This window comes from Paraburkholderia sp. RL17-337-BIB-A, from assembly GCF_046025895.1.
Taxonomy (GTDB): Bacteria; Pseudomonadota; Gammaproteobacteria; order Burkholderiales; family Burkholderiaceae; genus Paraburkholderia; species Paraburkholderia fungorum_C.
Genome location: NZ_JARESY010000001.1, coordinates 3,600,540 through 3,626,248, shown reverse-complemented (window position 1 = coordinate 3,626,248; position 25,709 = coordinate 3,600,540). Strand labels below are relative to the sequence as shown.

Genomic DNA, 25,709 nt, shown 5'->3' with positions numbered 1-25,709 from the left:
ATGGAAGATTCGCGCTCCTCACCGCGGGAGGTAATGGCACGGTGCCAGTGCATGACCGCGCCTTGCCGATTCACGGACCTGTCCCGCGCAGTGCGGCTGACGAGACCATCACCTAAAGCGCTTACGCTCTGGAGTACCGAAAATAATGGCGACCGTTTACGCGTCCTCTCACATTTCGATCAACGGCCGCTTTCTCGGGCGGCGTCCGACTGGCGTCGACCGCTTCGCCTATGAGGTCGTGCGCGAACTCGACGAGCTTGTCGCCGCGAAGGATCCGCAGACAGCCGGTCTGTCTATCGACGTCCTCGTGCCGGTGGGCGTGAAGCTGGCGCCCGGGACGTTTCCGCAGTTGAATGTGCGAGCCGTGGCCGGGGCGGGGCAGCGTTGGGAACAGATCAGCCTGCCGTTCGCCGCGCGCGGCACGCTTCTGCTCAACCTCTGTAACGCAGGGCCGCTCTTGTTTCGCAATCAGGTCACGGTGCTGCACGACGCTGCGCCAATTCGGGTTCCGGAAGCCTATACGCGCGCATTCAGGACCTGGTACGCGGTGATGGCCCCATGCATCGGCCGCGTGTCGCGCCGTGTGCTGACGGTGTCGGAATTCTCGCGGCGCGAGATCGCCAGCGCATACCGTATTCCGTCTGCCAAGATCGGCGTCTTGCCCGAAAGTGGCGAGCATATCCTGCGTGCTACCGAAACCGGTGACGTCGTGCGGAAATATGACCTAGGCAGGCGGCCCTATGTGCTTGCGGTTAGCAGTGCGAGCCGCCACAAGAACTTCCGGCTCGTCATCGACGCGATCGAACTGCTGGGAGCCTCAAGTTACGACTTCGTGATCGTCGGTGCGAATCTCCCGATCTTCAATGCGGACGAGCAAGTCCTGCCGCCGTTCGTCAAACATCTGGGCTACGTGTCCGATGCCGAATTGAAAGACCTGTTTCACCACGCGGCATGCTTTGTATTCCCGTCGCTCTACGAAGGCTACGGGCTGCCGCCCGTGGAAGCGATGACCCTCGGCTGCCCGGTGATAGCCTCGAACCTGCCGTCGATCCGGGAAGCGTGTGGAGACGCCGCACTTTACATTTCACCGTATTGCGCAAGCGAACTCGCGAGCGCGATGGACAAGGTGATGCGCGACGCCACATTGCGCAAATCGATGCGCGAGCGCGGCTATACGCAGGCCGCCCGACACTCATGGCGCGCTAGCGCGCTCACCCTGCTCAAGGAGATTTCGCCATGGCTCGCCCATCGTTGAACCAGCGTCTCGTGACAGACAGGCCCGCCACCGGCCCGTTCGGACGCGTCGCTGTCGTACACGAATGGCTCACCACGTACGGAGGATCGGAACGCGTGCTCGCACAGATCCTGCGCATCTGGCCTGAGGCGGACCTGTATAGCGTCGTGGATTTTCTCGCCGAGGAGCATCGCGACGCGCTCCTTGGCAAGCACGCGATCACATCGTTCATCCAGCGCCTGCCGCGCGCTCGCCGTTCCTATCGCACCTATCTGCCGCTCATGCCGATTGCTGTCGAGCAGTTTGACCTCTCGGGCTACGATCTGGTGATCTCGTCGAGCCACGCTGTCGCCAAGGGTGTAATTACCGGCCCTGGCCAGCTTCACGTGAGCTATGTGCATTCACCGATCCGCTATGCGTGGGATCTGCAGCATCAGTATCTCGAAGAGGCGCGCCTGTCCTCGGGCATCAAGAGCTGTATCGCTCGGTCGCTGCTGCACTACATGCGGATCTGGGACCAGCGTACGGCGCACGGCGTCGATCTGTTCATCGCAAACTCTGCTTACGTCGCACGACGCATTCGCAAGGCGTACGGTTATCCGGCGAAGGTGATCTTTCCTCCTGTCGACGTCGCACGGTTCACGCCGGGTGCAGTGCGCGAGGATTTCTATCTGACCGCGTCGCGCTTTGTGCCGTACAAAAAGATAGCGCTCGCCGTTGAAGCATTCGCTGCGATGCCTACGCGCAGACTGGTGGTGATTGGGGACGGCCCGGATTTCGAGAAGATCCGGGCGATCGCGCCGCCCAATGTCGTGCTGCTCGGCTACCAACCGGATGATGTGCTGATCGATCACATGCGGCGGGCGCGTGCATTCGTATTCGTGGCCGAGGAGGATTTCGGGATCGTGCCGGTCGAAGCCCAGGCGTGCGGCACTCCGGTCATCGCCTATGGGCGCGGTGGTGCACTCGAAACCGTCATTGATTCAGATGACCGCAATGTGCGAACCGGTCTTTTTTTCGAACATCAGAGTGTCGAAGACATCGTGGACGCAGTTCACCGCTTTGAAGCGGCAGGACCGTTCGATGCGTCTGCATGTCGACGCAACGCCCTGGGTTTTTCTCCCGAGCGGTTCCGCAAAGAGATGCTTGATGCAGTGCGCGCTATCCATGAGACGACGCGATTGAAGGGAGCGGAGGTTGCCCGGCGGCCGGGCCCTGTCGATGCGCATGCAGAGGAAGTCACGGCTAAAGCCGTGGTTTGAGTAACCGCCGCCCGTTGTTTAAGAGACGGAATCAAAAAGACCCCTTTGGGGACTGTTTGCCTTTTCGGCAAGCTGTTACAGTAACCTTGGCCATCTGAGCAACTGGAACCAACGATGGGCGCGCCGATTGTTGACGACGAACTGTGGGCACTAATCGAGCCATTGCTGCCGACGCCAAAACCACAGCGCAAGAAGTATCCGGGCCGGTTGCCGGTTGCGAACCGAGCTGCACTGAACGGCATCCTGTTCGTGCTCAAGACCGGCATCCGCTGGCGCGACCTGTCGACAAAATTAGGATTTGGCTCGGGTTCAACCTGCTGGAGACGGTTGCGCGACTGGCAGAAGGCTGGCGTGTGGAAGCGATTGCACGAGCTACTGCTGGCGAAGTTACGCGAGGCCGGCGAACTGGATTTCTCGCGCGCAGCCGTCGACTCTTCATCTGTGCGAGCCGTTGGGGCGGGCGAAAAACTGGTCCGAACCCCGCGGATCGCGTGCGACCAGGTTCCAAGCACCACATCCTCGTAGACGCCAATGGCGTTCCTGTCAGCGCGACACTGACAGGCGCGAATCGCAACGACGTCACCCAGCTGCTGCCGCTGGTTGATGCCGTTCCACCGATTCGCGGTGTACGTGGCCTGCCGCTTCAGAAACTCAAGGTCATCTACGCAGACCGTGGCTATGACTCCGAGGCGCATCGCCAGAAACTTCGCGAGCGGGGCATCAAGCCGGTGATTGCCAAGCGCCGGACAGAACACGGCAGTGGTCTGGGCAAATTCCGCTGGGTTGTCGAACGTACTCATGCGTAGCTTCACAACTTCCGTCGTCTTCGCATTCACTTCGAACGTCGGGCCGACATTCACGAAGCATTTCTCAAATTCGGTCGCTCCCTCGTCTGCTGGAACATTTTCAGACGAACGGAGCAGCCTTTTCGATTCCGTCTCTAAAGGCTTTTTGCGTGGAACTCCGATCAAATCAGTCAACACGTCGGACATTTCAGACCCACGGCACGTTCTGAACGGAAAGGACGGTTTAGATTGGATACCTGATGATATGAGACCGCTGTGCCAAACCTGGTGCTGACCGATCTGGGGATGCAGGGGACGAACGGCGCGCTGCTGTCACGCGTGCCAGGCGAGATGTATCCGCACGTACCGATCATCTTCATGAGCGCCGATTTCGATCTTGACGTTGTGCCCATGGGTTTGCCAGACAATGCCGTTCTGCTGCGCAAGCCTGTGCTGGCAGAGGATCTGGTGGCGGCTATCGGCTGCAGCTTCAGTCTGTGACCGAAAGTCGGGGCTGACCGGTCCGGATGCGCTCGCGCCTTCACCACAAAATCTTATCGCGGGCCACGCTTACGCGGCCTGTCGCAATTAGCGCACGATGCCGCACAAATCATCCAGTGCGGTCGGTTTAAAACAGCAAGCGCCCCCGACGTTGACCAGCTGCTTAGAGAATGAAAGGGACTTCCCCGTCCCGAGGCTGCGGCGGAAGCCGCGAGTCGGCATCGACGTGCCATGATGAAGTTTCGAACGTTCATCAACACCAGCGAGAGGGGAAGTCCATGCCTATTGTCACTGTCGGAATCGATCTTGCCAAGAATGTATTCGCCGTTCATGGTGTAGATGAAGCAGGTAAAGCGATGCTGGTCCGGCCGCGTGTTCCGCGCGATCAGCTGGTGACGTTGATCGCGCAGTTGCCAGCGTGCCTCATCGGGATGGAAGCGTGCTCTGGCGCACATCACTGGGCTCGCATGTTCCAGCAGCACGGCCATACGGTCAAACTCATGGCGCCCAACCTTGTGGCGCCTTATCGCATGTCCGGCAAGCGTGGCAAGAACGACGCGGCGGATGCCGCTGCGATCTGCGAAGCGGTGACGCGCCCGAGCATGCGTTTCGTACCGCTGAAGGACGAACATCAGCAGGCAACGCTTTGCCTGCATAGGACACGACAAGGTTTCGTGGAAGAGAGGACCGCGACCTACAACCGGTTGCGAGGCCTGCTCTCGGAATTCGGCGTGGTGCTGCCACTGAGCCCGGATAAGTTGCGCAGGCACATCACGGAACATCTGGACACATTGCCTGGCTGGGCGAAGCGTAGTATCAGCGATCTGCTTGAGCATGCCGGCAATATCGAGGACCGCCTGCTCGAATACGATCGCGCGATCGCCGAGATCGCGCGTGAAGACGCGCGTAGCAGGAGGCTCATGCAGTTGCACGGCATTGGCCCAACCACAGCAAGCGCGTTGCTCGCCAGTATCGGTGCCGGGCACGACTTCAGAAACGGCCGCCAGGTGGCAGCCTGGATCGGACTTACGCCCGGGCAGTACAGCAGCGGCGGCAAGGCGCGGCTGGGCAGCATTACGAAGGCAGGCGACGCCTACCTGCGCGGCCTGCTGGTCAACGGAGCTCGCGCCGTCATTGCCAGTCTCGGCGAGAAACAGGACCGCTTCAGCCGGTGGGTCCGAACCCTGGTCGAACGCCGGGGCTACTGGCGGGCAGCGATCGCGATCGCCGCAAAGAACGCGAGATTGGCATGGGCCTCGCTGAAATATGGCGATGACTTCAAGCTCGACCCAATAGCCGACTGATTTCGGTTCGAGCCTGCCGATCAAACGCCAACGAGATATGAGTGCGGACATCATGAGCACATAGAAACGATCACTTTGCACTGCCTGCGGTGATGTGAAGCGGGTTGGACCCGCGCGGGGCATACCTGACTAACACAGCGGGGATATCCATTCCCGGCTAGAGAATGAGGCCTCCGTGCGCGTCTTTCATCAGGGTCCGGGCTATTAGCCCAACATGACCGGTTGTAGAACCGCAGTCCTTCACCTTCTCACAAGACCGGCGCGGCATTGCAGCATGTATCACAGCGAACTTCGATTGAGCTTGCGCTCAACGGGGAGCCCTTGTAGGGTGTTAGGAACTTTTTGCCGGACCTGGTATCCTGGCAGGATGAAAAAACGCAGGCCATACCCGACGGATGTATCGGATGAAGAGTGGTACTTCGCCGCTCCGTACCTGACCTTGATGAACTAGGACGCACCGCAGCGCCGCTATGAGCTGCGCGAGATGTTCAACGCGCTGCGCTGGATCGTACGCGCGGGTGCGCCGTGGCGTCTGTTGCCAAATGATTTTCCGCCGTGGGAGCTTGTTTATCAGCAGACGCAACGCTGGATTCAGGCGGGTTGCTTCGAGGCCATGGTGAACGACCTGCGTTCGATCATCCGGGTCGCGCAGGGCCGACAGGGCCAGCCCAGCGCGGTCATTCTCGATGGGCGCACGCTGCAGTCGACCTGCGAAAGTGGACCTCGCGCCGGTTACGACGGCTACAAACGCAAACGCGGCAGCAAGGTCCACATGGCGGTAGATACTTTGGGGCAATTGCTTGCTGTGCATGTTACGCCGGCCAACGAACAGGAACGCGCGCAGGTCGGAGAACTGGCACGTCAGGTTCAGCAGGCCACGGGCCAGACGGTCAAGGTAGCGTTCGCCGATCAGGGATATACCGGCGAAGAGCCTGCGCAGGCGGCACTCGACGAAGGAATCGAGCTTCAGGTAATCAAGCTGTCGGAGGCGAAAAAGGGTTTCGTGCTGTTGCCGCGCCGCTGGGTGGTCGAGCGCAGTTTCGGCTGGCTTAACCGCTTCCGCCGACTGGCCAGAGACTACGAGCGATTGCCCGAAACCCTGGCTGGTTTGCACTTCGTCGTATTCGCCATGCTTATGCTTGTCCACTTCGTAGCTCTTAACAAAAGTGCCTAGCACCCTCTAAACGCGCCAACGAGCGACAGCGCGGTATGAGCGACAATGACCAAGTCATCAGGCGCAAGATAGAGACGCCAAATCTCGCATACCTGCAGTCCATCCGTATCAGGCATCCGCAGATCAAGAATTACGGAATTGGGCTGGACTGCCATTAGGAAGCGACTACAGGCGCCTCGGGTCCGCCCAGCGCTACCCGGGCTTCAAAGCCCGACATTGCAGAAAATGCGACAAAAGCTCTGCGATGTCTCTCAGGTCGTCAACCAGATGCAGGCGAGGGATGCGAGATGCGCGAGATCGACGCAGCTGACTCGCTACGCAGGCACACCCGGTCGGACATTAATCTTGCGAAAAGAGACATGCCATAAACATCGCATTTGTTTTGATGTAGCCTCCAACGAGACATTCCGTAACATTGCGAGCACCCTGTTGCGCTCCTGCGCGCAGTGCCGATGGTTAGAATTCGCATCTTTGAATTCGTTCATGGCCAACGGCAGCGAGGTTGCTCTATGTTCGGACAATCCGGCTAGTAACATACAAAAAAGTTCTGATCGAAAAGGATGTGCGGACGATACTTTCAATCGACACGCAGAACGTTTTTTTCATTTAAGTGCGTCTCCTCAATGGCGCCTCTCACGGATTATTTTCGATGCGCGATGTCCACCAATACGAATGAAATCTAGGCCGACACAAATCTTGCTGCTGCGAGGTTTCGACCTGAAGGTTGCGGGTGCCTTGATCGGCTTGGAAAATCTGGAGGTCGTCTATGGTGCAGAGACAGGCTTGCCTGAAAAGGTATTTCATCCGATCCATCCCGATTCTTACCATAGGAACTTTCTCCGTGGGCGATATTGGCAAGGTTCCCTGAGACGTCCAGCGATTCAGATTGAACCGGATTGATCTCAAGATTGAAGAGATTGACCGTGACTAGCGCAAACGACTTTTCCAACATGCTTCATCTCATTTTGAGAATAGGTGCATCAGATGACACGTTATGTTGACCTCGAGTATGATGTAGAAGCTCCTCTGGACAATACATCCTTCGATATCCTGATTGTGGGTGGTGGAGCGGCTGGATTGACTGTTGTTCGAGGACTCGCCGGACTCGGTCTGGTAATCGGTGTACTTGAAAGTGGCGCACTGGAGGAAACTCCAGAACATGAGGCCTTAAACTCGGTTGAAGTTTCCGAGACCAGTCACGAGACCCGTTTGCAGGGCGCACGTCAGACAGCGCATGCATACCAGATGAAGTTTTGGTCGGCGCAAAATCAAAAATTCGGGGTGCGGTGTCGTGTATTAGGGGGATCTACTGCCGCGTGGGCGGGCAAAGTAGCGCCATTCGACGCTATCGATTTTTCGGAGCGGAGCTGGATTAGCAATTCGGGCTGGCCAATAGACGATGCAGCTCTCGCCCCCTATATTCGCCGTGCAGCTGAGCTACTAGACCTCGGACCCTTGATCAATGACCGGCAGTTTTGGGCTGCGTCGAAAGTGAAAGAACCGGCTGAGTTCAGCAAATCAAAATATGTCGAATCTTTCTTCTGGCAATTCGCACGCTCGCGTCAAAACATGACTGACGTTATGCGTTTCGGGCCGGATTTTCGCTCTCTGGATATCGAAGGGGTGACGGTCCTATTGAACGCCACAGTCTGTTCCGTGAACACGGACGCCGATGGGGTGACAGGGGTGGAAGTTGTATCGACGTTGTCGGCAAAAAGACGCTTCGTCATCAAAGCGACGACCGTCGTGCTGGCTGCCGGTGCAATAGAAAACGCTCGGCTGCTTCTCATATCGAAGAACAAGACAGGGCATGCGCTGGGCAATAGTCACGACACAGTCGGGCGATATCTTATGGATCATCCAAGCATGGCGATAGGTGCCTTTTCAACGGAGTCGCAAGAACGGGCCGCTGGCATCCTCGGCTTCTTTGCATTGCAACAGAACTATCGTGTGTATATGTATTCTCACGGCTTGTGTCTCCGACCGGAAATACAGAGAAAAGAGCGCTTGCCGAATATGGCGGTCTACACGAACATTCACTTCTCCGATGACGATCCGTTACTCTCGTTTCGGCGACTGGTGACGGGTCAGAGCAAACAGCATATTGCTGACTTCGTACGCGTGCTAAAAAGTTGGCGCTTGGTGATCAGTTACACGGGACGCAAAGTGCTGGGCTCGCCTAAACTGCCGACGCGCGTCAGACGTTTTATTGTCGATGCCACGGTGAAACTCAGCCCCAATTTTGCCGCGCGGGATTACGCAGCTAAAGGGACCGGCCGCAAAATCAAGAAAATCACCTTGAACGTGATTTGCGAGCAGCCGCCTTCTCCTGAGAACCGCGTGATCCTTTCGGACCAACGTGACCGGCTCGGGTTACCAATTGCACATGTGATCTTCGATGCTGGCGAGTCCCTGCGCCGGGACGTGTTGACGTTTGCGCGCCTGCTGGATGAAGACCTGCGCGCGGCGGGAATCGAAGGATTCTGCGTCGCGCCCGAAATCGTCGCCGGCAACACCTCCGCAATCGATCTGTACGACATGGCGCATACCGCGGGGACTACTCGCATGGGACGCGAACCTGTAACGAGCGTCGTGAATGAGAGGTGCCAGGTGCACGGCATTTCCGGCCTGTACATTGCGGGGGCATCCGTGTTTCCCACCGTTGGCCATGCAAATCCCACCATGGTAATAGTGGCCATGGCGATCCGTCTGGCTGACCATCTGAAGTCGAGGATGATGGCACAACGGCTGTCCGAGTTGGCGGACCCCGCGATGCGACAACCTGTTCAAGAGAAGGCCGAGAGTCCGCTTGTCCTTGTCACCGGTGGCACCGGCAATCTGGGAACGGCCGTTATCGAGAACCTGCTGAAAGGCGGTTTTCGCGTACGTGGGCATTTTCACAGGAAGATCCCGTCAGATCCGCGAGTTCAATGGGTCAACGCTGATTTCGCGGATGACAATCTGGCTGACGAGGTCCTCGACAAACTCGTTGAAGGCGTCACGGCTGTGATTCACTTGGCGGCGAGTCTTCCTGGCATGCCGCACATGCTTACCACCAATGTGACCAATCTCGAGCGCCTGGCCGCGGCCTGCGTTCGCAATGGCGTGAAGTATTTCGGACAGGCTAGCTCAATGGTAGTTTATGGGTCACCTTGTCGTCGGCTTGTGGCGGAAAGCACGCCGCTGATCGACGTGAATTTGCCGCTGCAGAAGCAGTATTTTGCAGCGCGTGCAATGCGAGAGTATGCGCGTAGCAAACGGCTGGGCGAAGAGATCCTCGGTAATTATTCCAACCGGATGCACGTCGATCTGTACCGCATCGCGCTGGCACAAAAATCTGGCTATCTCGAGCAGTCGCTGAACTGGAGCCGTAAGAAGCGCTTTTTCGTACTCTACAGAAACAGTCACTTCATTTCGACCGGCAATGTCGCCAGAGCCATCACGCACTTGCTTCGCGTCTCGGCAAAAAACGACTACCAGACCGGAGCAGAAGCATTCAATGTCGCCGATACGAATTCGCCTACCTACAGCGAATTTTACAGGCATGCCGGTCTGAATCCGGGTATTCATTTGCCATTACTGTTCGACGTATTGAAAGATTTCGCAGTGGGGCGATCTTTTTTCACCAGGTACCCAATGGGCTTTTTCCGTCTCGACAATAGCAAGCTTAGGTCGACAGGTTTCGATATTCGTGCGGATAACTAGCCAAGGTTACGCCTTTCGATGTCTGGCGTGGCGCTACCCGGGTTAGCATATCAATGCGAATTGCGTCTTATGGGCCGAACTCGCAAGCGAGGCAATTGCCCCGCGCGCAATCGTATCGAATAGCCCGTCATCGGCATGACTGATACTGTTATTTGACGCTGCGGAGCTGTGAGCAAACTCGGATCGACTGCTGGATTGTGACAATTCGTCCATGACCGTATAGACCCTGCATCCCTGACGCCATGCTTGCCCTTGGACACAAATGTCACTGTGTGCAGAAACGAAATCATGGACACAGTCGCCGAACTCACAGAAACTAGGGCCGTGCGCAAGTACTGTCGGCGCGCGACCGGGGAGAAACGTGGGATTGTCGAGGAGACGTTGTCCTGTGGGCGTTCAGTCGCGGAGATCGCCCGCGCACATGAGGTGAACGCCAACCCGGTCTTCGACTGGCGCCGACAGTATCACGTGGGTCGTCTCGGATCGGCTGTGCACGACTGTACATTGCTGCCGGTCATCGTGCACGATCCGGAGGACAGCGCCGTTGACGCAACTGGCGCGGCACGCCGAGCAAACCTCGAAAAGGACGATGCGCAGGCCGACCCGAACACCCTATCGGAAAAGGCTGATGCGACTGGGCGAATGAGCCGGCAGGATGCCCAGTCGCTGCGCCGTGGTGGTGGCGACGGCATGTACACAAGGAAAGCGAACGCAACACGGGAAGTCCCTTGGCGTGGCCAGGAATGACCAATCGGATGCCCGTGAGGGACAGGCCGGGCGTCTTGGGATGACGGAGAGGCCCGTAGTGCCGATGAAGTCGGGTATTCAGCGAGTCCATTTTTCTGCGGAGTGGGATGGCACAAGCAAGGAAAATCCTGTCGCGCACCACTTTTCCACTCCGCATAATATTGCGTGCGCCTACTCCGTCCTCAGAAGTTCAATGAGTTGATCGGGTGCGCGAAAGTGTCCCTTCCGGAGGGTCGGCGGGACAGTTGAGTTCATGGTTTCGAGCAGTGTCGTTGTATCGACCCGCAAATACTGATCCGTCGTTTGGGTACTGGCGTGCCCCAGCCACAACGCGACTTTGCGAATGTCACCCGTCGATTCCAGGATTGAAAGGGCGCATGAATGTCGAAGGCAATCGTCCGCCGATAAGTATTGAGAGTCGTGTCCCGCATCCCGTGATGCCGGCGCATCCACTCGCAAAACTGCAAGAACAGCGGTGGCATCGTCGATCCAGTCGCGGTTTGCTCCACCGCGGAGATCACGCTCGCCTCTCGGAGGTGTCGCAGAAATGCGCGTGCTCCGCGCAAATCACAGTCGCTTACACGCTTGAACCGTTTGCACTCACAGGCGTGCAAGTGTTCCTTAGAGGTCAGTTCAAAAACCCCTGAGGGGGCTGTTTACTTTCTCGGCAAGCTGTTAACCTTGGATGTCTGAACAAGGGAACCTAAGGGATGGAAGCGCCGATCATTGATGACGAGTTGTGGACACTGATCGAACCGTTACTGCCGCCGCCCAAGCATCGGCGCAAAGAGCATCCTGGTCGCCCACGCGTATCGGATCGGGCGGCGTTGAATGGCATCCTGTTCGTGTTGAAAACCGGTCTGCGATGGAACCACCTGCCGACCGTATTGGGCTTTGGCTCCGGCGCGACCTGCTGGCGACGACTGAACGACTGGCGCAAAGCAGGAGTATGGGATCGACTGTACGAACTGCTGCTCGACAAGTTGCGCGAGGCCGGGCAGATCGATCTTTCATACGCTGCCGTCGATTCCTCGTCGGTACGCGCTGTTGGGGCGGGCGAAAAACTGGCCCGAACCCCACGGATCGCTCGCGACCCGGTTCCAGGCACCACATGCAGGGCCTGGCGATATGCGCCAGATGCGGTGAGCGAATGACGGTGCGCTATCACGTCCAAGGCACCCGCAGGGTGCCGGACTACATGTGCCAGCGTCACGGCATCGAACATGGGCGGCCGGTATGCCAGCATGTTCACGGTGGCGAGCTTGACGATGCTGTTGGCAGGTTGCTCGCGGAGACAGTCACGCCGGTCACGCTTGAGGTCGCGCTGGCGGTACAGGAAGAACTTGACAGCCGTTCTGAAGAGCGCGACCGACTGCACCGCCAGGAGTTCGAGCGGGCACGCTACGAGGCCGATCTGGCGCGTCGCCGCTATATGCAGGTGGATCCAGCGATTCGATTGGTTGCGGACTCGCTTGAATCGGAATGGAACCATGCGCTTCGCGATCTCGCCGAAGCTCAGGATTGCTACGAAAAGAAGCGTGAGGCTGATCATGCCGGACTTGACGACAAACAGCGTGCGCGCATCATGGCACTAGCCAGAGACTTCCCTCGTCTGTGGAACGATCCGCGCACACCTGATCGCGAGCGAAAGCGCATGGCGCGACTGCTCATCGCTGACGTGACTTTGCTCAAGGGTGCAGACATCTGCGTTCAGATACGCTTTAACGGCGGCGCCACGCATACGCTACATGTGCCGCTATCCATGCCAGCGTGGATATTACGGCAGACCCCACGCGCAGTCGTTGCCGAAATGGACCGGCTTCTCGACGAGTACACCGAGGGTGAAACGGCGGAGCAGCTGAATCGTCAGCAGCTCATCTCCGGCTGGGGTAAGCGGTTTACTCATAAGTCAGGGATTTAGCGGACATATGGTCTATGCTTGAGCGAGGGCTACTGACAGGATCGCTCATGAAACGAGATGGCCGGAGCCTGGCTCACAACACGCTGGAGGAGATGCGCATCCTGGCAGTTCAACGCATGGCTGAGGGAGAACATCCAGGCGATGTTGCAGCCTCGTTTGGAATGCATCGCTCCTGGGCATACAAGATCCGGGCTCAGGCGCGCGGTCGCGGTCGTGGGGTGCGTGTGCTGCTCTCGACCAAAGGCACGGGCCGCCCTCGTAAGCTTACGCAAGCACAGGAACGACAGGTACTGCGCTGGATCAATGGCAAGAATCCAATGCAGTATGGATTTGACTTCGGCCTGTGGACGCGCAACCTGGTTCGCGAACTGGTGCAGCGGGATTTCGGTGTCACGTTGAGCCTTGCGTCGATTGGCGCGATGCTCGCGCGCTTAAACCTGACGCCGCAAAAGCCATTGCAGCGTGCTTACCAGCGAGATCCGGACGCAATCGAGCGCTGGCAGCGTGACACGTATCCGGCTATTGTCAGACAGGCTCGCGAGGAAAGTGCCGACATCTTCTTCTGGGACGAATCCGGCTTTCGGGCCGACTCGGTGCACGGCAGGACCTGGGCGCAACGCGGCGAAACGCCGGTCGTTGAACGCCCCGGCCAGAGGCAAAGCATGAGCGCGGCGTCCGCCGTCAACTCAAAAGGGGCGTTCTGGTTTGCAACTTACGAAGGTGGGCTCAGCGGTGAGTTGTTCGTGACGCTGCTCAGGAAGTTAATGTTCAATCGCAGGAAGGCTGTTCATCTGATTGTCGACGGATTGCCGGCGCATAAGAAAGCTGTCGTCAAGGACTACGTCGCAAGCACCCAGGGCAAGCTGACCTTGCACTTCCTGCCGGGTTATGCACCAGACCTCAATCCGGACGAACTGGTGCGGAGTCACGTCAAGCGCACCGGCGTTGCGCGACGTCCTCTGCAAAAAGGCGAAAAGCTGGGTCCGCGAATTCACGAGCAGCTTGCTCAAATTGGACGAGACCCAACTCTCGTGCGCTCCTTCTTCAGGCACCCATCTGTCCGCTATGTTTCTGACCTATGGTGCGACACGTGTCGCCGTCAGCCGCGCGTCAAGCGGCATGTAGTTGGCGGTAAAGCTCGTTTTTGTCTTGTCGCATTTGATCGTCGAATCATGGCGGTTGAAGCTGCGACCTGTTGTGCGACCAACAGTTGCCTAGTCGGGCATGCGCGATTGGCAACGATCGAGTGTGAAGCCCCGGGGACAAAGTACTCCGCAGAAGCAAGTCCTTCTCGGTGACGAGGGAGGTCCGACACTGCCAGCAGCCGCGCGGTGTGGGGGCAAGGCAAATTCCGTATGCACAACGTAAGTGAACTGCTGTTAAACCTCGTAAGAAACGAAGAGCCAAAGCTGCTGAAAGGCTCTAACCAAAAGGTGGGTGGCCGGTTGTGTTCCTCATGGTTGAACGCACGTTGCCAGAGCGCCACCGGGGGATAGGCAGGTGCTAACCGGATAGGCTCAGGTTGTTGCTGGGTCGGCAGAAACGGGAACGTGGTAAGCCCGACCCCTCGCCACTGACTCGGGACGTCGGGTCAGCGGCAGGTCACCCGCGAGGGAAGCTGTTGAGGGAGCGGGTAAGAGAACGCGGAGAAAGCGAATGGCATGCTGTAATGGTGTGTATAGGCGGGCGGATTCAACCGGTCAATGCAACACCCAACGTTTCCGCCAGTTTCTCGGCAGGGTTCATAAATTGCAAGGTCTGACGGGGTCGACCGTTCAGTTGCGCGGCGATCTTGTTCAGGTCTGCCTGCGAATAGCCGTCCACCGGCTTGCCTTTAGGGAAGTACTGACGCAGCAGGCCATTCGTATTCTCGTTGCTGCCTCGTTGCCATGGGCTTCGCGGATCGCAGAAATACACCTGTACGTCCGTGGCAATCGTGAAGTTCCTGTGGCTCGCCATCTCGGTGCCCCGGTCCCATGTCAGTGACCCACGCAGTTGTTTCGGCAGTTTGTTCACCTGTTTGATCAGCGCCGACACCACACTTGCAGTGTCCTTGCCTGCCACCTTGACCAGCATCACATAACGCGAGTGCCGCTCCACCAGGGTGGCAATGTAGGTGTTGTTCGAGCCCGCCAGCAGATCGCCTTCCCAATGGCCGGGTACCGCACGGTCCTCCACCTCGGCCGGCCTTTCGCTGATCGACACTGCCCCGACTATCGTGCCCCTGTTCTGTCCGCTTGCCGAGGCACTCTTCGCCTGGCGCATCGTACGGTTCGTACGAAGATGCTCGACGAGCTCCTTTTTGAGCACCCCGCGCGCCTGGATGAACAGGCTCCGGTAGATCGTCTCGTGTGATATCTGCATGTCCTTGTTGACCCGGAACTCGCGCCTGAGCCACCCTGCTATCTGTACATGAGCCCATTTTAATTTGAGTTTGGCTGCCACCAGCCGGCGCAGGCGCCCATTGCCGGACAACGCACACACCTTGGGCCGCCGCGCACGCTCCCAGGTGTCCGCATCGGCCTCGTGCGCCCGATACCTGTCGCTGCCGCCATTGCGCCCGATCTCCCGGCTGATGGTCGATTTCGAGCGCCCCAGTTGCAGTGCAATCTGCCCCATCGTTCTGCCTGCGACAAGGCCCCGCGAGATCTCCTCGCGTTCGGCCAGCGTCAGCGCTCGCGCAGATCGTGTGCGCGCGGGCGGGGAAATCCCGCCATTCCTGTGCACAACATGATAAACGCCACTCGGCTGGCGCTCGAGCATCCGCGCAATTGCACTAAGCGACTCGCCCTCGCGCCATAGCTTCCAGATTCCAGCCTTCTGCGCGGTGTTCAACCACGGTCTTCTTTGTCGTCCCATCGTGCTCCACTCTCCATTTCCGTATTGGAACAGAGGTGTTGCAACGACCGGTTGAATCCGCCGGTTCAAACTTTGCCCCAGCCTGAAAGGGCGCAGACTTTCGCGAGGTGTGGCTGTCGGGGGCGATTATTTGCGGTTCGACGTAGGGAAGCTTGGAAGAGGCTGCCTTGTTGCAGCTCAGCGCCCTCGGCCCAGCAATGGGATGAACCAACGTGTGGCGCGACAATCTGGATGAGAGACGCGCGACAATCAGGATGAGAATGTCGCGGCGGGGTTGATGATGCCGATGTTGATTGGCGCTGACAAGCGTTTATTGATTGACGCGCAGTTTTTGATTGACGCTGGCGCGCGTGTGCCGCGCGACAATCAGGATGAGAACGGCGCCCGAGCCGGTGAGGACGATTGCGTAATGCGTGGCGATGGCCTGGAGCACACGCTTTACGCTGTCGCGTTTGATCTCGATGAGCATCGTGGAATGTCGCCGGCGTCCAATGCCGCCAAGCCGTCGCCGGGCAGAGCCTGCAGCGCAACGCGTTACGCTGCAGGCATTCTGTGCCGCGCGACAATCAGGATGAGAACAGCGCGTCAGTCGGTGAGATCGATTGCGTAACGCGTGACGATGGCCTGGAGCACACGCCTTACGCAGTGGCGTTTGCTCTCAATGAGCCTTGTCGAAGTGTCGCTGTTATCCAATGCCGCCAAGCCTTCGCCGAGCAGGGCCAGCATCGTAACGCGTGACGCGCAGGCTTCCTCACCAATGGCGTCTATAACGGCCCGTTTGCGGCGTAAGCGGTATGCGCGTTGCCGTTGTGCGGCCGTGCGTGCGATGGGCTTCGTCGTCGAACTGTCGGATGTATCGTCACGCGTTACGAGCTGCAGATGTGCGTTGTGCTTCATTGCTGATCCTCCGGGCGCGGCGGCACGCCGACGTTGTTTGGTGTCGCGATACTGGCCGGGCGTCCCGGTCCCTGCTGCTTGCGCTCGAGGGCGGTACGCCTACGGTAGCTTTCGACGTTCAGTTCAAAGATCGTGGAGTGATGGACCAGCCGGTCGACGGCGGCTACCGTCATGGCCCGGTCGGGGAAGATACGGTCCCATTCGCCAAATGGTTGATTTGCAGTTAGCAAAAGAGAGCGGTGCTCATACCTGGCGCTGATGAGCTCGAACAGCACCGACGTCTCGGCCTGATCCTTGCTGACGTATGCAAAGTCGTCCAGAATAAGGAGATCGAATCGATCCAGCCGGTTGATGGCGGACTCCAGCGACAGCTCGCGGCGTGCGACCTGCAACCGCTGCACGAGATCGGTGGTACGGGCGAACAGGACCTTCCAGCCGTTCTCCAGCAGGCTCAGTCCAATGGCCGACGACAAGTGCGACTTGCCGCCTCCGGACGGCCCCAGAAGAATCAGGTTGGCGCCGTTGCGCAGCCGGCCGTCGCCAGCGCAAAGCGCCGAGACGTGCGCTCTCGACACCATCGGCACCGCGTCGAAATCGAAGTTCTCCAGCGTCTTGCCCGGCAGCAGCCTGGCGTCCCTGAGGTGACGTTCGATGCGACGTCGATCGCGCTCGGCGATCTCGTGTTCGGCCAGCGCCATGAGCAGGCGCGCCGCGGGCCAGCCTTCCGTGTCGGAACGCTCGGCAAAGCTCGACCAGATCTGCTTGATGGCGGGCAGCCGCAAATCGTTGAGCAGCAGCGACAGGCGGGTGGCGTCGAATTCGTGATTCATGCTGCCACCTCCATTTGCAGGCCAAGCAGGGCCTCGTAGTCGCGCAACGAAGGCAGCTGGACGTTCACCTGCGGCAGGCTCGCGGGTTTCGCTTCGAAACGGGAACTCAGCGCGTGCAGATCGGGCAGTTGCCCGTCGGCCAGGCACTGCTCGAGTGCCTGCGCCAGTTGTGCCTCGCAGTTGCGCTCGTGGGCCAGGCTGAGCAGTTCAACCATGGTCTTGCATGCCGCACGCTCAGGCAGTTGCTCGCACAGGCGTTCGAAGGTCAATCGATAGGCCTCACGCGGAAAGACCTGATCGCGGTAGACCAGGTTGAGCAGCGCCATGGGCTTGCGGCGCAGCGCGTGGATGATGTGCCGGTAGTTGACGATGTGGCCGTGCTTGCCACTGGGACCCGGACGGCCGCGCTGCAGCGTCATCAGGGCGGTGCTGCCCAGGAACAGTTCCCGGTCGGTCGTCATACAGCCGCACGCGCAGTCGATGACCGATCAGCCGGGACGGGACGGTATAGAACACCTTGCGCAGGACAAAGCCGCCGGTGGAGCTGACGTACACACGTTTGCTCGTAGTCCGTCGTGCGCTGCGGCGGCAGTGGCTGAAGCTGCGGGCGCTCGGCCTCAATGCGCTTGCCATTGCGCGCGTTGATGCGACAGACGTGCTCGTCGATGAAGCGGCGATAGGTATCGAGGTCGTCGAAGTCTTTACTGCCGCGCAAAAGCAACGCATCACGCACCGCGTTCTTGAGGTGGCCGTGAGGGCTCTCGATGGAGCCGTTCTCATGGGCAACGCCGCGGTTGTTGCGCGTAGGCTGCATTCCGTAGTGAGCACAGAGCGCTTCGTAACGCGTGGTGAGATCGTCGCGCGCTTCGCGTTCGAGATTGCGGAACGCCGCCGACAGGCTGTCGCTGCGGTGCTCGCGCGGTGCGCCACCGAGCACCCACAACGCGTTCTGCAGCCCTTCGGCCAGCGCGACATAGCTCTCGCCGCCGAGGATGACGTGAGCGTGCTCAAAGCCCGAGCAGGCCAGCCGGAAATGATACAGACGGTGGTCCAGCGCGACACCCGCCACGGTGACGCCCAGGCTGTCCATCTCGGTGAAGTCGGACAATCCGAGGCGACCGGGCTCGTGCACCTGGCGGAACATGACGTCACGCTCCTCGCCATGGAGTGCCCGCCAGTCGCGAATACGCCGCTCGAGCGTGCGACGCACGTTGCCCGGGAGGTCTGGATGGCGCCGAAGCATCTCGTCCAGTACGGCCACGGGCCGGATGCCGGGAGCGGACTGGAGCAGCGGGACGATCTCGGCGTCAAAGATTGCTGCCAGGGGATCAGCACGGCGACGCGTGCGTGGCGCTCATCTGGTGGTCGTTGACGTGACGCCCGGGCACCGTAGCCTCCCGTGAAATGGAAGGTTCCTTCATACCCGATCCACCGCGACCACCGACAAGGCTCCCCGACGACGGGGGGACTGTTCGGCGCGGCGTGGCGGCAGCGGTTTCCGGGCTACGCCCTCCACCGCTGCCGCCACGCCAGTTCTCATCCTGATTGACGCGCTGTTCTCATCTTGATTGACGCGCGATACCAACGATATGACGCTAGCGAAGGGCTTGCGCAGGTTGGCAAGACCGGTATCGGTTGCGGATGCTTTAGCCATGCCTGAGCCGTCTGCGGTGAAAGTCGCTTGGGCGGTTCTTTGGGGAGGGAGCAGCGGAGACGCTGCTCTCTTACCCGCTAGTAATTCCAGAATGATCACGCGGATTCGGCTGTCCCACGGGCTACCGAGTCATCATGACAGGCTGCGCGCACGTGGAATGCTTACACAAGACGAGATCGCAGAGCGGTTGGACGTGGCGCCGACGACCGTCAAGAGCTGGCGTCGTGCGGGCCTGCTTGTAGCGCACCGTTACGACGACAAGGGCGGATATCTCTTCGAACCCCCGGGCGCCGACGCACCAGTAAAGTTCCAGCACCAGGGAAAGACCCGTGGCCGACGCTCGGCCGCATAAACACCAACGCAACCGACATATGAGGTGCACTATGCAGCGTAGCCCTTCTCGTTGCCTCGCGCAACGGCCACAGGACGGGGCTCATAGCGATGATGGGCGGCGAACGCGAGGAGTTGGGGATTGAACCGGATTGCGTCACCGTGCCGCTCAAGGACGGCGCTCTTGAGGTTGTCATAGAGCAGGACCCTGGGCAGACCGGACCATGCCTCGAAGGCGCCTGCATGGCCGGCCAGAAAGCTGTCCATGCGGGCATCAAGGAAGAAGCGCAGGTAAATCTGCCGTGACCACGACAAGACCATCACGAACGCCATCAACGGTCGGCGTGCGCGACCAATCTGCAGGTGATCGAAATGGGCCCAGTCGACCTGTCCTTGCTCACCGGGCAGTGTTCGTAGGCGCAAATAGGCCTCGGTGATCGGCCTTGGACGGTGCACCGAGATCAAATGCCTGAAGTGGTGGTGATTGCCCCGGTAGCCGCGCTCGCACACCATCGCATAAAGACGGCTGGCCGTGAGTGACGGAAACTTCTTCAGCGTCTCGTGGATGAACGGCAGGTATGCGTCGATCTGTGAGGGTCGTTGCAGGCCACCGATCCTGGGAAGTCCAGCTTGCGCCAGCACCCGATGAACCGTTCCGTGGTGAACATGCAATTGGCGCGCGATGGTGCCGGCACGCCACTTCTCGACGTGGTAATAGCGCAGAATTTGCGCCTCAAGTTCTGCTCCGATGGTCATGGGTCGTGTCCTGTGTTGTGCATCGCACTGCGAACATTAAGGAAGACCCGGCCACGCAGCGGTCCGAGGCGCACCAACGCCGAGCAGGCACGGTGACAGAAGTGACAGTGGGCGGGCAAACGCCTGGCGATACCAGGCGTCGTTGCTTTGGCCGATGTTGTCGGGGTCGCTTGCAGTAGAGCATCGGCGGCAGGCGCCGCGGAACCCTGATGTGTCACTTTATTTAAGCGACCGCGATAGCGGCGCATCCGTTCGGCATGCGCCAGACGGCCATTGCGGCTGCGTTGGTATCGGCGCCCAGCCTCCCGAATGCTGCTCTGGCGAGCGACCAACGAGCAGTCGCCGTCGCAGTAGATCTGGCCACGGTCGCAACGGCGACAAACGATGACCTGCACCCGGCAACGCACGCACACGAAGAAGCGACCTGAGGCCGGCATCGAAGAATCCCGTCGTTGCCGAGGCGATATCGACAGAGCCGGCGGAGCGTGCAATACTCATTGCACACCCATGCTCCGTGCACGCGGTGGGGTCTGACATCGGTGTGAACTTGGCGGTTTGCGCCGGTGTCGGGCCGTTTCTTCGGCGGTGAACTGTTCTTCTATCCTATCTCGTATCCCTGCGTCACTCCCTGAGCAAAAACGAGTCTGCGCTGCGGCGCGTCTGCATTCGCCCTTCGGGGTCCTTACGACGCACCGCAGCGCAGTCCGATTACGCCTCAACAAGCGATTCCCGAGCAAACAGCAAATACGTCTCGTTCAAGATTGCAAGTCGCCGCCGCCGTCTAATTGCGCTTTCTGACCGCCGCTCACACCGTGCGAGCGCCGTACCGTCTTGCCGTCAATTGCCACCACCTGGCCCGCGACTGCAGGACAAATGCCGCTTACCCATCGCACAAAGCACGCCTCGAACTGCCGCGCATCAAGCGCCGCGAATACGCGCCCGAACGTGTCATGCGAGGCAATCCCGTTGCGCAGCGGCAGGTACCGGCGCAGCCACTCCAGTTGTCCATGCGCCCACAACGCAATCCCAACCCAGGTGTCGGCACCCGACAGGATCGCCGCCAGTGCAACCACCAGCATCTCCGTCAGATAATGCTCCGGAGTGCGTACACGCGGATCCGTCAGGTCCCCAAACGCGTCTTGCAAACTCAACGGCTCGTATTCGTCGTCCACACCACTCTCGGCTCTTGGCAAAACCAAGAGTTAACGCTTCTTCGCAGCAGTTTACAACCCCCATTCGTAACCCATTGTGTGTAAACAATTTTTCGTGCGATTGCCCTGCGTACCGATTGAGGAGAAGGAAAGCTACCCTTGGCTCGAGAACATGCGCGAGTCGAGCGCGCTGCTGGGCGAGCCCGGGCGCTGTATCCATGTGGGTGATCGGGAAATCGACATCTACGAGCTGTTCTGCACGGCGCGCGATCTCGGCACACACTTCCTCGTGCGCACATGTGTAGATCGCCTGGTAGGAGATGGTCGGCATACGATCGACGGCGAGATGCGCAACGGAAGGGTCAAGGGGCTAGATCGAGTTGAGCTTCGCGACGCGAAAAGGGGTTCCATTGGTGGCCGACCTTGAGCTTCGCTATCAGCGCATGACGGTGCTACCGCCCATCGCCATGCAGAGCCGATATCCGGCACTGCCGCTCTCAGTCATTCACGCTCGGGAGCGTGACGCTCCGGGCACACGCGCTCCAATAGAATGGAAGCTGATTACGGATCTGCCAGTCAGCTCGCGTGCACAGGCCGTAGAAAAGCTCGACTGGTATGCGATGCGCTGGAAGATCGAGACGTTCCACAAGATCCTGAAGTCGGGGTGCAAGGCCGAGGAAGCACGGCTACGTACGGCAGACCGGCTGGCCAACCTCATCTCCGTACTCTGTATCCTGAGCTGGCACATCTTTTGGCTCACGATGATCAGCCGCGCAGTTTCGCGATAGGGCCCCGCTCGAAGCTGTATTCACCCAAACGGAAATCGAGTTACTGGATCGCGTGGTACAGGAAGCAGCCCGCACCGCACCTGCGCTACCGCTCGTGCGCGACGTGTTCAAACTCGCGCAGCTTGGCGGCTATCTGGCTCGTGCCGGCGATCCTCCTCCTGGCAACACGGTGATGTGGCGAGGCATGAGAAGGCTGACGGACATTCAACTCGGTTACGAACTCGCAATGAAAAGAGGTGGGTAATTGCAAGGCAGCCATGACGATTGCGATAAACGTTCGTTATCCGGATGGTATTTTGGTGTGGTGGTTACGGAGGCCGAAATTGGCAGATAAGCCAGATGGTCGATTGCCGTTTGAGTTTGCATCGGTATGCAAACTAGGATGCAAAAACAGGCAAAACCTGCCTGGCGGTTTGAACGACTATGAACCTCGAGCGAATCACGGCACAGGTGCGTCCATGATGCCAAAGTGCGTGGAAAGACCTACTGCAAGGACACCATAAGCAAGAGAATCTAACCAATTGCGTCGCAAGTCCGCATCCCGAATTTAAGCCGTAGTCTGTCGACGAAGCCGGCGGCTCGGACTTGCATAATTCATCTTCAGTAAAGATCGTTGGCTTCGTGTTTTCGAACCGGAGCTTGTCCGCTCTGATCGGATGTCCGCTCGGCGGCACGGAGCATGTACGCTAATTCTGCCTTCATCGATGAAAGCCTTCAACGTGACCTGGGTTGGCGTGGACGACGCTCACTTTGAGCGTGAATTTGGCGACCTCCATCCGTTGAGTCGAATCCGTTGTGCGCGCAATCGGGTCGTTGTCTTATGGACCAACTGCCTCGTGAACAGGTCTCGCACCTTCAGATGGTTCGTTGAGATATCGCGGGCAGAGCCCCGATCAGGTGCCCTGTTTTACAAAAGCCTCAATCCTCCGGCCGACCCCACCGTATGGCGCAGATCGTGTCGAGGCACCAGCACGATGCGTGCCGCGTCGAAGGTTTTGTTAAGTAAGCATAACAAAGCATCGGGTTAACCCAAGCACGGAGCAATCGCTTAAAACGCCGTCCGACGTAGTAAAACTTTCATTAATCAGACAATTAAAAGGTGTCGTTTCTACGCTTTTGCACGGTCGGCTAGATGTCTTCTGTCACTATTTGAAGTAAGCGAGGGGAATGTTTCATTTTTCCGCTAAGAGAAGGATAAATTGTCTTATGACGATTGGATGCAGGGAGCTATCGCTTTTTTCCGCAAATTTCGGTCTGTTTCAAGATTGAAACATTTTTTTGCGAATATAATTCGTTCCCATGGAATCTCATGTAGAAAGGTCTACCGCACACTTCGATGCCGTTCGATTGAAGCGCGCGGTGTGAGTGCCCTTGTCTCTGTTCGCACGACTGGTGGTTGCGTAGCGCCAATGGTCGCGTGCATGTTCGTGGCAGGTCGCGGCGACGAATAAGTGAACAAGCTGTGCCGGCGCGCTCGCAATGCGCAACCTAGTTGCGGTACCGCTGCGTGACCGGCTAAGGTTGGTGGCATGCGCAGCGGGTCGAATCGCTCGACAAAGAATCGCAGTCCTTAGTGTCTGTGATTTGACTTCAGGTGCACCACACCTGTATTTCCGGTATTTTTTTGGCAACGAAAGAGGGCAGGAAATGTCTTTCGTATTAGTAATTCGCACTGCGAATAAATATATAGAGTCTTCCGGAAAATCGCTTGTGCGTTAGGGGCTAGCGAAGACGAGTGATGAGAATTGCGTTCGCTACATCAGGTGGCGAGCGGGCATGAACTCGTCTCGCACCTGGCCAAAGCGCGCACTGCGCCGCGTGTGCAGATATCGCCTGGTTCCAACGTCGAACAGACGCAGGATGAGCGGGCGTGAATCTGTAGCAGTGCGGTGTTAACGCAGGATTAATCGCAACTCGAAGGAGGGCTTTCAGCATGCGTATCGATCAGAACAACAAACTATTAAAGAAGTTCATATCGCCGACCACTATTGAGAAGCTTGCTCAAAGCCTTCCATGGTGCGCTGGCATACCCAATGTTTGCTAGCGCCGTCTGGCAAATACCTGCTTCAGCTCGGACTCAGCAGTCTGAAGACGTTTAAGGACACGCTTGCCGCGACGCAGCGCGGGGACTAGGTCATAGCTGCGCCGGGGATGCTCAATTCACAACGGGCAAATCAGGTCCGAGAACGAATCACTCGGTAGCGAAAGCTATGGAGTCCGGCGTCATGCCTGTCGCTGACGGCATCGCCTTAGTAATTCACTACAAGCATACGTTTCATTCCCATTAACTATAGCGCCTTCGGGCCGCTTTTCTTAATTTGAGATTTGTTATGAAGTTGAAGTCCAGTCTACCGGTTACGACGTTGGCCACCCTTCTTGTTTCCTCCGCTCTTCTCACAGCATGCGGCGGCGGCGGTGGCGGCAACGGCGCTGATCCCACCGCGACGGCAAATAGATATCGCAGGCCGACTTCGACGTCTTCATCGTCGGCCGCATCGTCGACGTCCGCCGCATCTGCACCTGCGGCTGCGTCGTCGGCAACGCCCGCTTCGAACGTGATCTCGATCACGCAAGCACCGTACAACGCGGATCCGACGGGCAACAGGGACAGCACGAACGCGATCCAGAACGCGCTGACTGTCGCAGCGCAGAATGGAAGTAGCGTGACCATCCCGGCAGGGACGTTTGTCTATTCGAACGTGCTGAAAGTCGATGGCATTGCACTCTCAGGTGTCGGCAAAACCTCGATCCTGAAGGCGACCAACGTCAACAACGAGGCTATCCATTTGACTGGCACGGGTGGCTCGCTTTCCAACTTTGCGATTACGAGTGCTGCCAGCACCCGTTTGGCCGCGTGGGAAACAGCCGCGGTCTGGATCGACGCCGCCAAGAACTTCACCGTTCAGGGTCTCACGATCACCGGCTCGGCCAGCGTTGGCATTTTTAACGCGGGCGGGCAGGGCGGCACGATCCAGAACAACACGGTGCAGAAGACGTTGGCCGACGGCATCACGAATACGGATGGCGCGAACGGCACCGTCATCAGCGGAAATCTAGTCAAAGGCACGGGCGATGATGGGATCTCGATCGTCAGCTATGCGGTCTCACCTATCGTCCAGAACATCACGGTCAAGAACAACACGGTCACCGGTCAGGTCGGTGGCCGCGGGCTGACGACGGTGGGTGGCAGCAATATTACCTATACCGGCAACGTCGTTGACAACACCGATCAATATGCCTCCCTGTACATCGCGTCGGAATCTGAATACAACACCTTGGGCGTATCCAACGTGACCGCGACCGGCAACACGTTTATCCACGGTGGTCCTTCTCAAGGCACCGTCACGGTCTACAACTCTCAAGGGTCGACGTACAACATCACCGGCGTGAATCTGACTAACAACCAGATCGTGAGCCCGCCCTTTGTTGCATTCCAGTTCGTGGGCAACGGCAGCGGGAGCGGTACTATCCAGAACAGCACCGTGTATTCGGCGCAGGGAGCATCGGCTCTGCAGAGTGCCGGCAATTCGAAAGAGAATATCCCTGTCACGGGTACGACCTTTTCCCCGGTGGCCGCTTATACCGCCTCGATCGCGCCGGGCGGCGCTGGCGCCATGCAGTAAGATCGTTAGCCTTTCAACCCCGCTTCGGCGGGGTTTTTTACGTGATCTGAAATCGTCAGGACCGTGGTCTTCAGTCGATATGTCGCAATCCAGAGTAATATGGAGAGCTGAACGATCCGCCAGTGCGCTAGCAGCACTGAGGCGGCTCTAACCCGACATTCACCCTGCTCGTTCTTTGGGCTGTAGTG

Annotated in this window: 20 protein-coding genes and 5 pseudogenes; 16 read left to right on the top strand and 9 right to left on the bottom strand. The window is 58.7% G+C overall.

Going from position 1 to position 25,709, the window contains the following annotated elements; all coding sequences use genetic code 11:
* Positions 1-145 precede the first annotated feature (145 nt).
* The 8 genes and pseudogenes from P0D84_RS16225 (at position 146) to P0D84_RS16190 (ending at position 10,712) form a co-directional block, all read left to right on the top strand.
* Positions 146-1,255, top strand: a complete 1,110-nt coding sequence (locus tag P0D84_RS16225) for a glycosyltransferase family 4 protein (RefSeq protein WP_408337970.1) — start codon at positions 146-148, stop codon at positions 1,253-1,255.
* Complete coding sequence (locus tag P0D84_RS16220; protein ID WP_408337968.1) at positions 1,237-2,496, top strand: glycosyltransferase family 4 protein; 1,260 nt, start codon at positions 1,237-1,239, stop codon at positions 2,494-2,496. The genes P0D84_RS16225 and P0D84_RS16220 overlap by 19 nt, the downstream gene beginning before the upstream one ends.
* A gap of 114 nt (positions 2,497-2,610) precedes the next feature.
* Positions 2,611-3,440: pseudogene (locus P0D84_RS16215) on the top strand (IS5 family transposase).
* A gap of 117 nt (positions 3,441-3,557) precedes the next feature.
* The gene (locus P0D84_RS16210) at positions 3,558-3,782 is read left to right on the top strand and encodes a hypothetical protein (protein WP_408337966.1); all 225 of its coding nucleotides are present in this window, start codon (positions 3,558-3,560) and stop codon (positions 3,780-3,782) included.
* 278 nt (positions 3,783-4,060) lie between these two features.
* Complete coding sequence (locus P0D84_RS16205) at positions 4,061-5,086, top strand: IS110 family RNA-guided transposase (RefSeq protein ID WP_408337964.1); 1,026 nt, start codon at positions 4,061-4,063, stop codon at positions 5,084-5,086.
* A 367-nt stretch (positions 5,087-5,453) separates the two neighbouring features.
* Positions 5,454-6,260 (top strand): annotated as a pseudogene (locus P0D84_RS16200) (IS5 family transposase).
* Between the two features lie 984 nt (positions 6,261-7,244).
* On the top strand, positions 7,245-9,965 hold the full coding sequence (locus tag P0D84_RS16195; RefSeq protein ID WP_408337962.1) for a GMC oxidoreductase: 2,721 nt from the start codon (positions 7,245-7,247) through the stop codon (positions 9,963-9,965).
* A 288-nt stretch (positions 9,966-10,253) separates the two neighbouring features.
* Positions 10,254-10,712, top strand: coding sequence for a transposase (locus P0D84_RS16190; RefSeq protein ID WP_408337960.1), 459 nt, complete (start codon positions 10,254-10,256; stop codon positions 10,710-10,712).
* 171 nt (positions 10,713-10,883) lie between these two features.
* On the opposite strand, the gene P0D84_RS16185 is transcribed toward P0D84_RS16190, so the two are convergent.
* Positions 10,884-11,165 (bottom strand): tyrosine-type recombinase/integrase, encoded by a 282-nt coding sequence (locus tag P0D84_RS16185; protein ID WP_408337958.1) that lies wholly within the window; start codon positions 11,163-11,165, stop codon positions 10,884-10,886.
* A 257-nt stretch (positions 11,166-11,422) separates the two neighbouring features.
* Between P0D84_RS16185 and P0D84_RS16180 the strand changes: the two are divergent.
* From P0D84_RS16180 to P0D84_RS16170, 3 genes and pseudogenes are all read left to right on the top strand, one after another.
* Positions 11,423-11,826, top strand: a pseudogene (locus P0D84_RS16180) (IS5 family transposase); the annotation flags it as partial.
* 36 nt (positions 11,827-11,862) lie between these two features.
* Positions 11,863-12,633, top strand: a complete 771-nt coding sequence (locus P0D84_RS16175) for a hypothetical protein (RefSeq protein WP_408339856.1) — start codon at positions 11,863-11,865, stop codon at positions 12,631-12,633.
* Between the two features lie 47 nt (positions 12,634-12,680).
* Positions 12,681-13,706, top strand: a pseudogene (locus tag P0D84_RS16170) (IS630 family transposase); the annotation flags it as partial.
* Between the two features lie 619 nt (positions 13,707-14,325).
* On the opposite strand, the gene P0D84_RS16165 reads toward P0D84_RS16170, so the two are convergent.
* The 5 genes and pseudogenes from P0D84_RS16165 to istA (P0D84_RS16145) all read right to left on the bottom strand — a co-directional run.
* Positions 14,326-15,492 carry an IS30 family transposase gene (locus tag P0D84_RS16165; RefSeq protein ID WP_408337956.1) on the bottom strand — a complete coding sequence of 389 codons (1,167 nt, stop codon included), beginning with the start codon at positions 15,490-15,492 and terminating at the stop codon, positions 14,326-14,328.
* A gap of 310 nt (positions 15,493-15,802) precedes the next feature.
* Entirely contained in the window at positions 15,803-15,961 is a 159-nt protein-coding gene (locus P0D84_RS16160; RefSeq protein WP_162826291.1) for a hypothetical protein, read from the bottom strand.
* 116 nt (positions 15,962-16,077) lie between these two features.
* Positions 16,078-16,389: a hypothetical protein gene (locus P0D84_RS16155; protein ID WP_096509064.1), complete on the bottom strand. Its 312-nt coding sequence runs from the start codon at positions 16,387-16,389 to the stop codon at positions 16,078-16,080.
* Positions 16,386-17,219: an IS21-like element helper ATPase IstB gene (gene istB / locus P0D84_RS16150; RefSeq protein WP_408337954.1), complete on the bottom strand. Its 834-nt coding sequence runs from the start codon at positions 17,217-17,219 to the stop codon at positions 16,386-16,388. The genes P0D84_RS16155 and istB overlap by 4 nt, the downstream gene beginning before the upstream one ends.
* Positions 17,216-18,573 (bottom strand): annotated as a pseudogene (gene istA, locus P0D84_RS16145) (IS21 family transposase); the annotation flags it as partial. The pseudogene istA (P0D84_RS16145) and the gene istB, both read right to left, overlap by 4 nt.
* 235 nt (positions 18,574-18,808) lie before the next feature.
* Here istA (P0D84_RS16145) and P0D84_RS16140 point away from each other — a divergent pair.
* Positions 18,809-19,225: a helix-turn-helix domain-containing protein gene (locus P0D84_RS16140; protein WP_408337952.1), complete on the top strand. Its 417-nt coding sequence runs from the start codon at positions 18,809-18,811 to the stop codon at positions 19,223-19,225.
* Positions 19,226-19,254: 29 nt separating this feature from the next.
* On the opposite strand, the gene istA (P0D84_RS16135) is transcribed toward P0D84_RS16140, so the two are convergent.
* A complete protein-coding gene (istA, locus tag P0D84_RS16135; RefSeq protein ID WP_459252204.1) occupies positions 19,255-19,959 on the bottom strand; it encodes an IS21 family transposase in 705 nt (234 codons plus the stop codon).
* Between the two features lie 755 nt (positions 19,960-20,714).
* A complete protein-coding gene (locus P0D84_RS16130; protein ID WP_408337950.1) occupies positions 20,715-21,131 on the bottom strand; it encodes an ISAs1 family transposase in 417 nt (138 codons plus the stop codon).
* A 151-nt stretch (positions 21,132-21,282) separates the two neighbouring features.
* Between P0D84_RS16130 and P0D84_RS16125 the strand changes: the two genes are divergently transcribed.
* The 3 genes from P0D84_RS16125 to P0D84_RS16115 are packed head-to-tail and all read left to right on the top strand — an operon-like array spanning position 21,283 to position 22,142.
* Entirely contained in the window at positions 21,283-21,537 is a 255-nt protein-coding gene (locus tag P0D84_RS16125; RefSeq protein ID WP_408337948.1) for a hypothetical protein, read from the top strand.
* The gene (locus tag P0D84_RS16120) at positions 21,524-21,898 is read left to right on the top strand and encodes a transposase (RefSeq protein WP_408337946.1); all 375 of its coding nucleotides are present in this window, start codon (positions 21,524-21,526) and stop codon (positions 21,896-21,898) included. The genes P0D84_RS16125 and P0D84_RS16120 overlap by 14 nt, the downstream gene beginning before the upstream one ends.
* A 52-nt stretch (positions 21,899-21,950) precedes the next feature.
* A complete protein-coding gene (locus tag P0D84_RS16115; RefSeq protein ID WP_408337944.1) occupies positions 21,951-22,142 on the top strand; it encodes a hypothetical protein in 192 nt (63 codons plus the stop codon).
* A gap of 2,040 nt (positions 22,143-24,182) precedes the next feature.
* Here the strand turns inward: P0D84_RS16115 and P0D84_RS16110 are convergent.
* A complete protein-coding gene (locus tag P0D84_RS16110) occupies positions 24,183-24,467 on the bottom strand; it encodes a hypothetical protein (RefSeq protein ID WP_408337942.1) in 285 nt (94 codons plus the stop codon).
* Positions 24,468-24,597: 130 nt separating this feature from the next.
* Between P0D84_RS16110 and P0D84_RS16105 the strand changes: the two genes are divergently transcribed.
* Complete coding sequence (locus tag P0D84_RS16105; RefSeq protein ID WP_494478245.1) at positions 24,598-25,521, top strand: right-handed parallel beta-helix repeat-containing protein; 924 nt, start codon at positions 24,598-24,600, stop codon at positions 25,519-25,521.
* The last annotated feature ends 188 nt before the right edge of the window (positions 25,522-25,709 follow it).

Excerpts from the sequence above, each read along its gene's own strand:
- P0D84_RS16225 (WP_408337970.1), top strand. The coding sequence starts at position 146 with ATGGCGACCGTTTACGCGTCCTCTCACATTTCGATCAACGGCCGCTTT.
- P0D84_RS16195 (WP_408337962.1), top strand. The coding sequence starts at position 7,245 with ATGACACGTTATGTTGACCTCGAGTATGATGTAGAAGCTCCTCTGGAC.
- P0D84_RS16140 (WP_408337952.1), top strand. The coding sequence starts at position 18,809 with ATGACGCTAGCGAAGGGCTTGCGCAGGTTGGCAAGACCGGTATCGGTT.
- P0D84_RS16155 (WP_096509064.1), bottom strand. The coding sequence starts at position 16,389 with ATGAAGCACAACGCACATCTGCAGCTCGTAACGCGTGACGATACATCC.
- P0D84_RS16190 (WP_408337960.1), top strand. The coding sequence starts at position 10,254 with ATGGACACAGTCGCCGAACTCACAGAAACTAGGGCCGTGCGCAAGTAC.
- istA (WP_459252204.1), bottom strand. The coding sequence starts at position 19,959 with ATGACCATCGGAGCAGAACTTGAGGCGCAAATTCTGCGCTATTACCAC.
- istB (WP_408337954.1), bottom strand. The coding sequence starts at position 17,219 with ATGAATCACGAATTCGACGCCACCCGCCTGTCGCTGCTGCTCAACGAT.
- P0D84_RS16165 (WP_408337956.1), bottom strand. The coding sequence starts at position 15,492 with ATGGGACGACAAAGAAGACCGTGGTTGAACACCGCGCAGAAGGCTGGA.
- P0D84_RS16175 (WP_408339856.1), top strand. The coding sequence starts at position 11,863 with ATGACGGTGCGCTATCACGTCCAAGGCACCCGCAGGGTGCCGGACTAC.
- P0D84_RS16160 (WP_162826291.1), bottom strand. The coding sequence starts at position 15,961 with ATGCTCATCGAGATCAAACGCGACAGCGTAAAGCGTGTGCTCCAGGCC.
- P0D84_RS16220 (WP_408337968.1), top strand. The coding sequence starts at position 1,237 with ATGGCTCGCCCATCGTTGAACCAGCGTCTCGTGACAGACAGGCCCGCC.
- P0D84_RS16125 (WP_408337948.1), top strand. The coding sequence starts at position 21,283 with ATGCGCGAGTCGAGCGCGCTGCTGGGCGAGCCCGGGCGCTGTATCCAT.
- P0D84_RS16205 (WP_408337964.1), top strand. The coding sequence starts at position 4,061 with ATGCCTATTGTCACTGTCGGAATCGATCTTGCCAAGAATGTATTCGCC.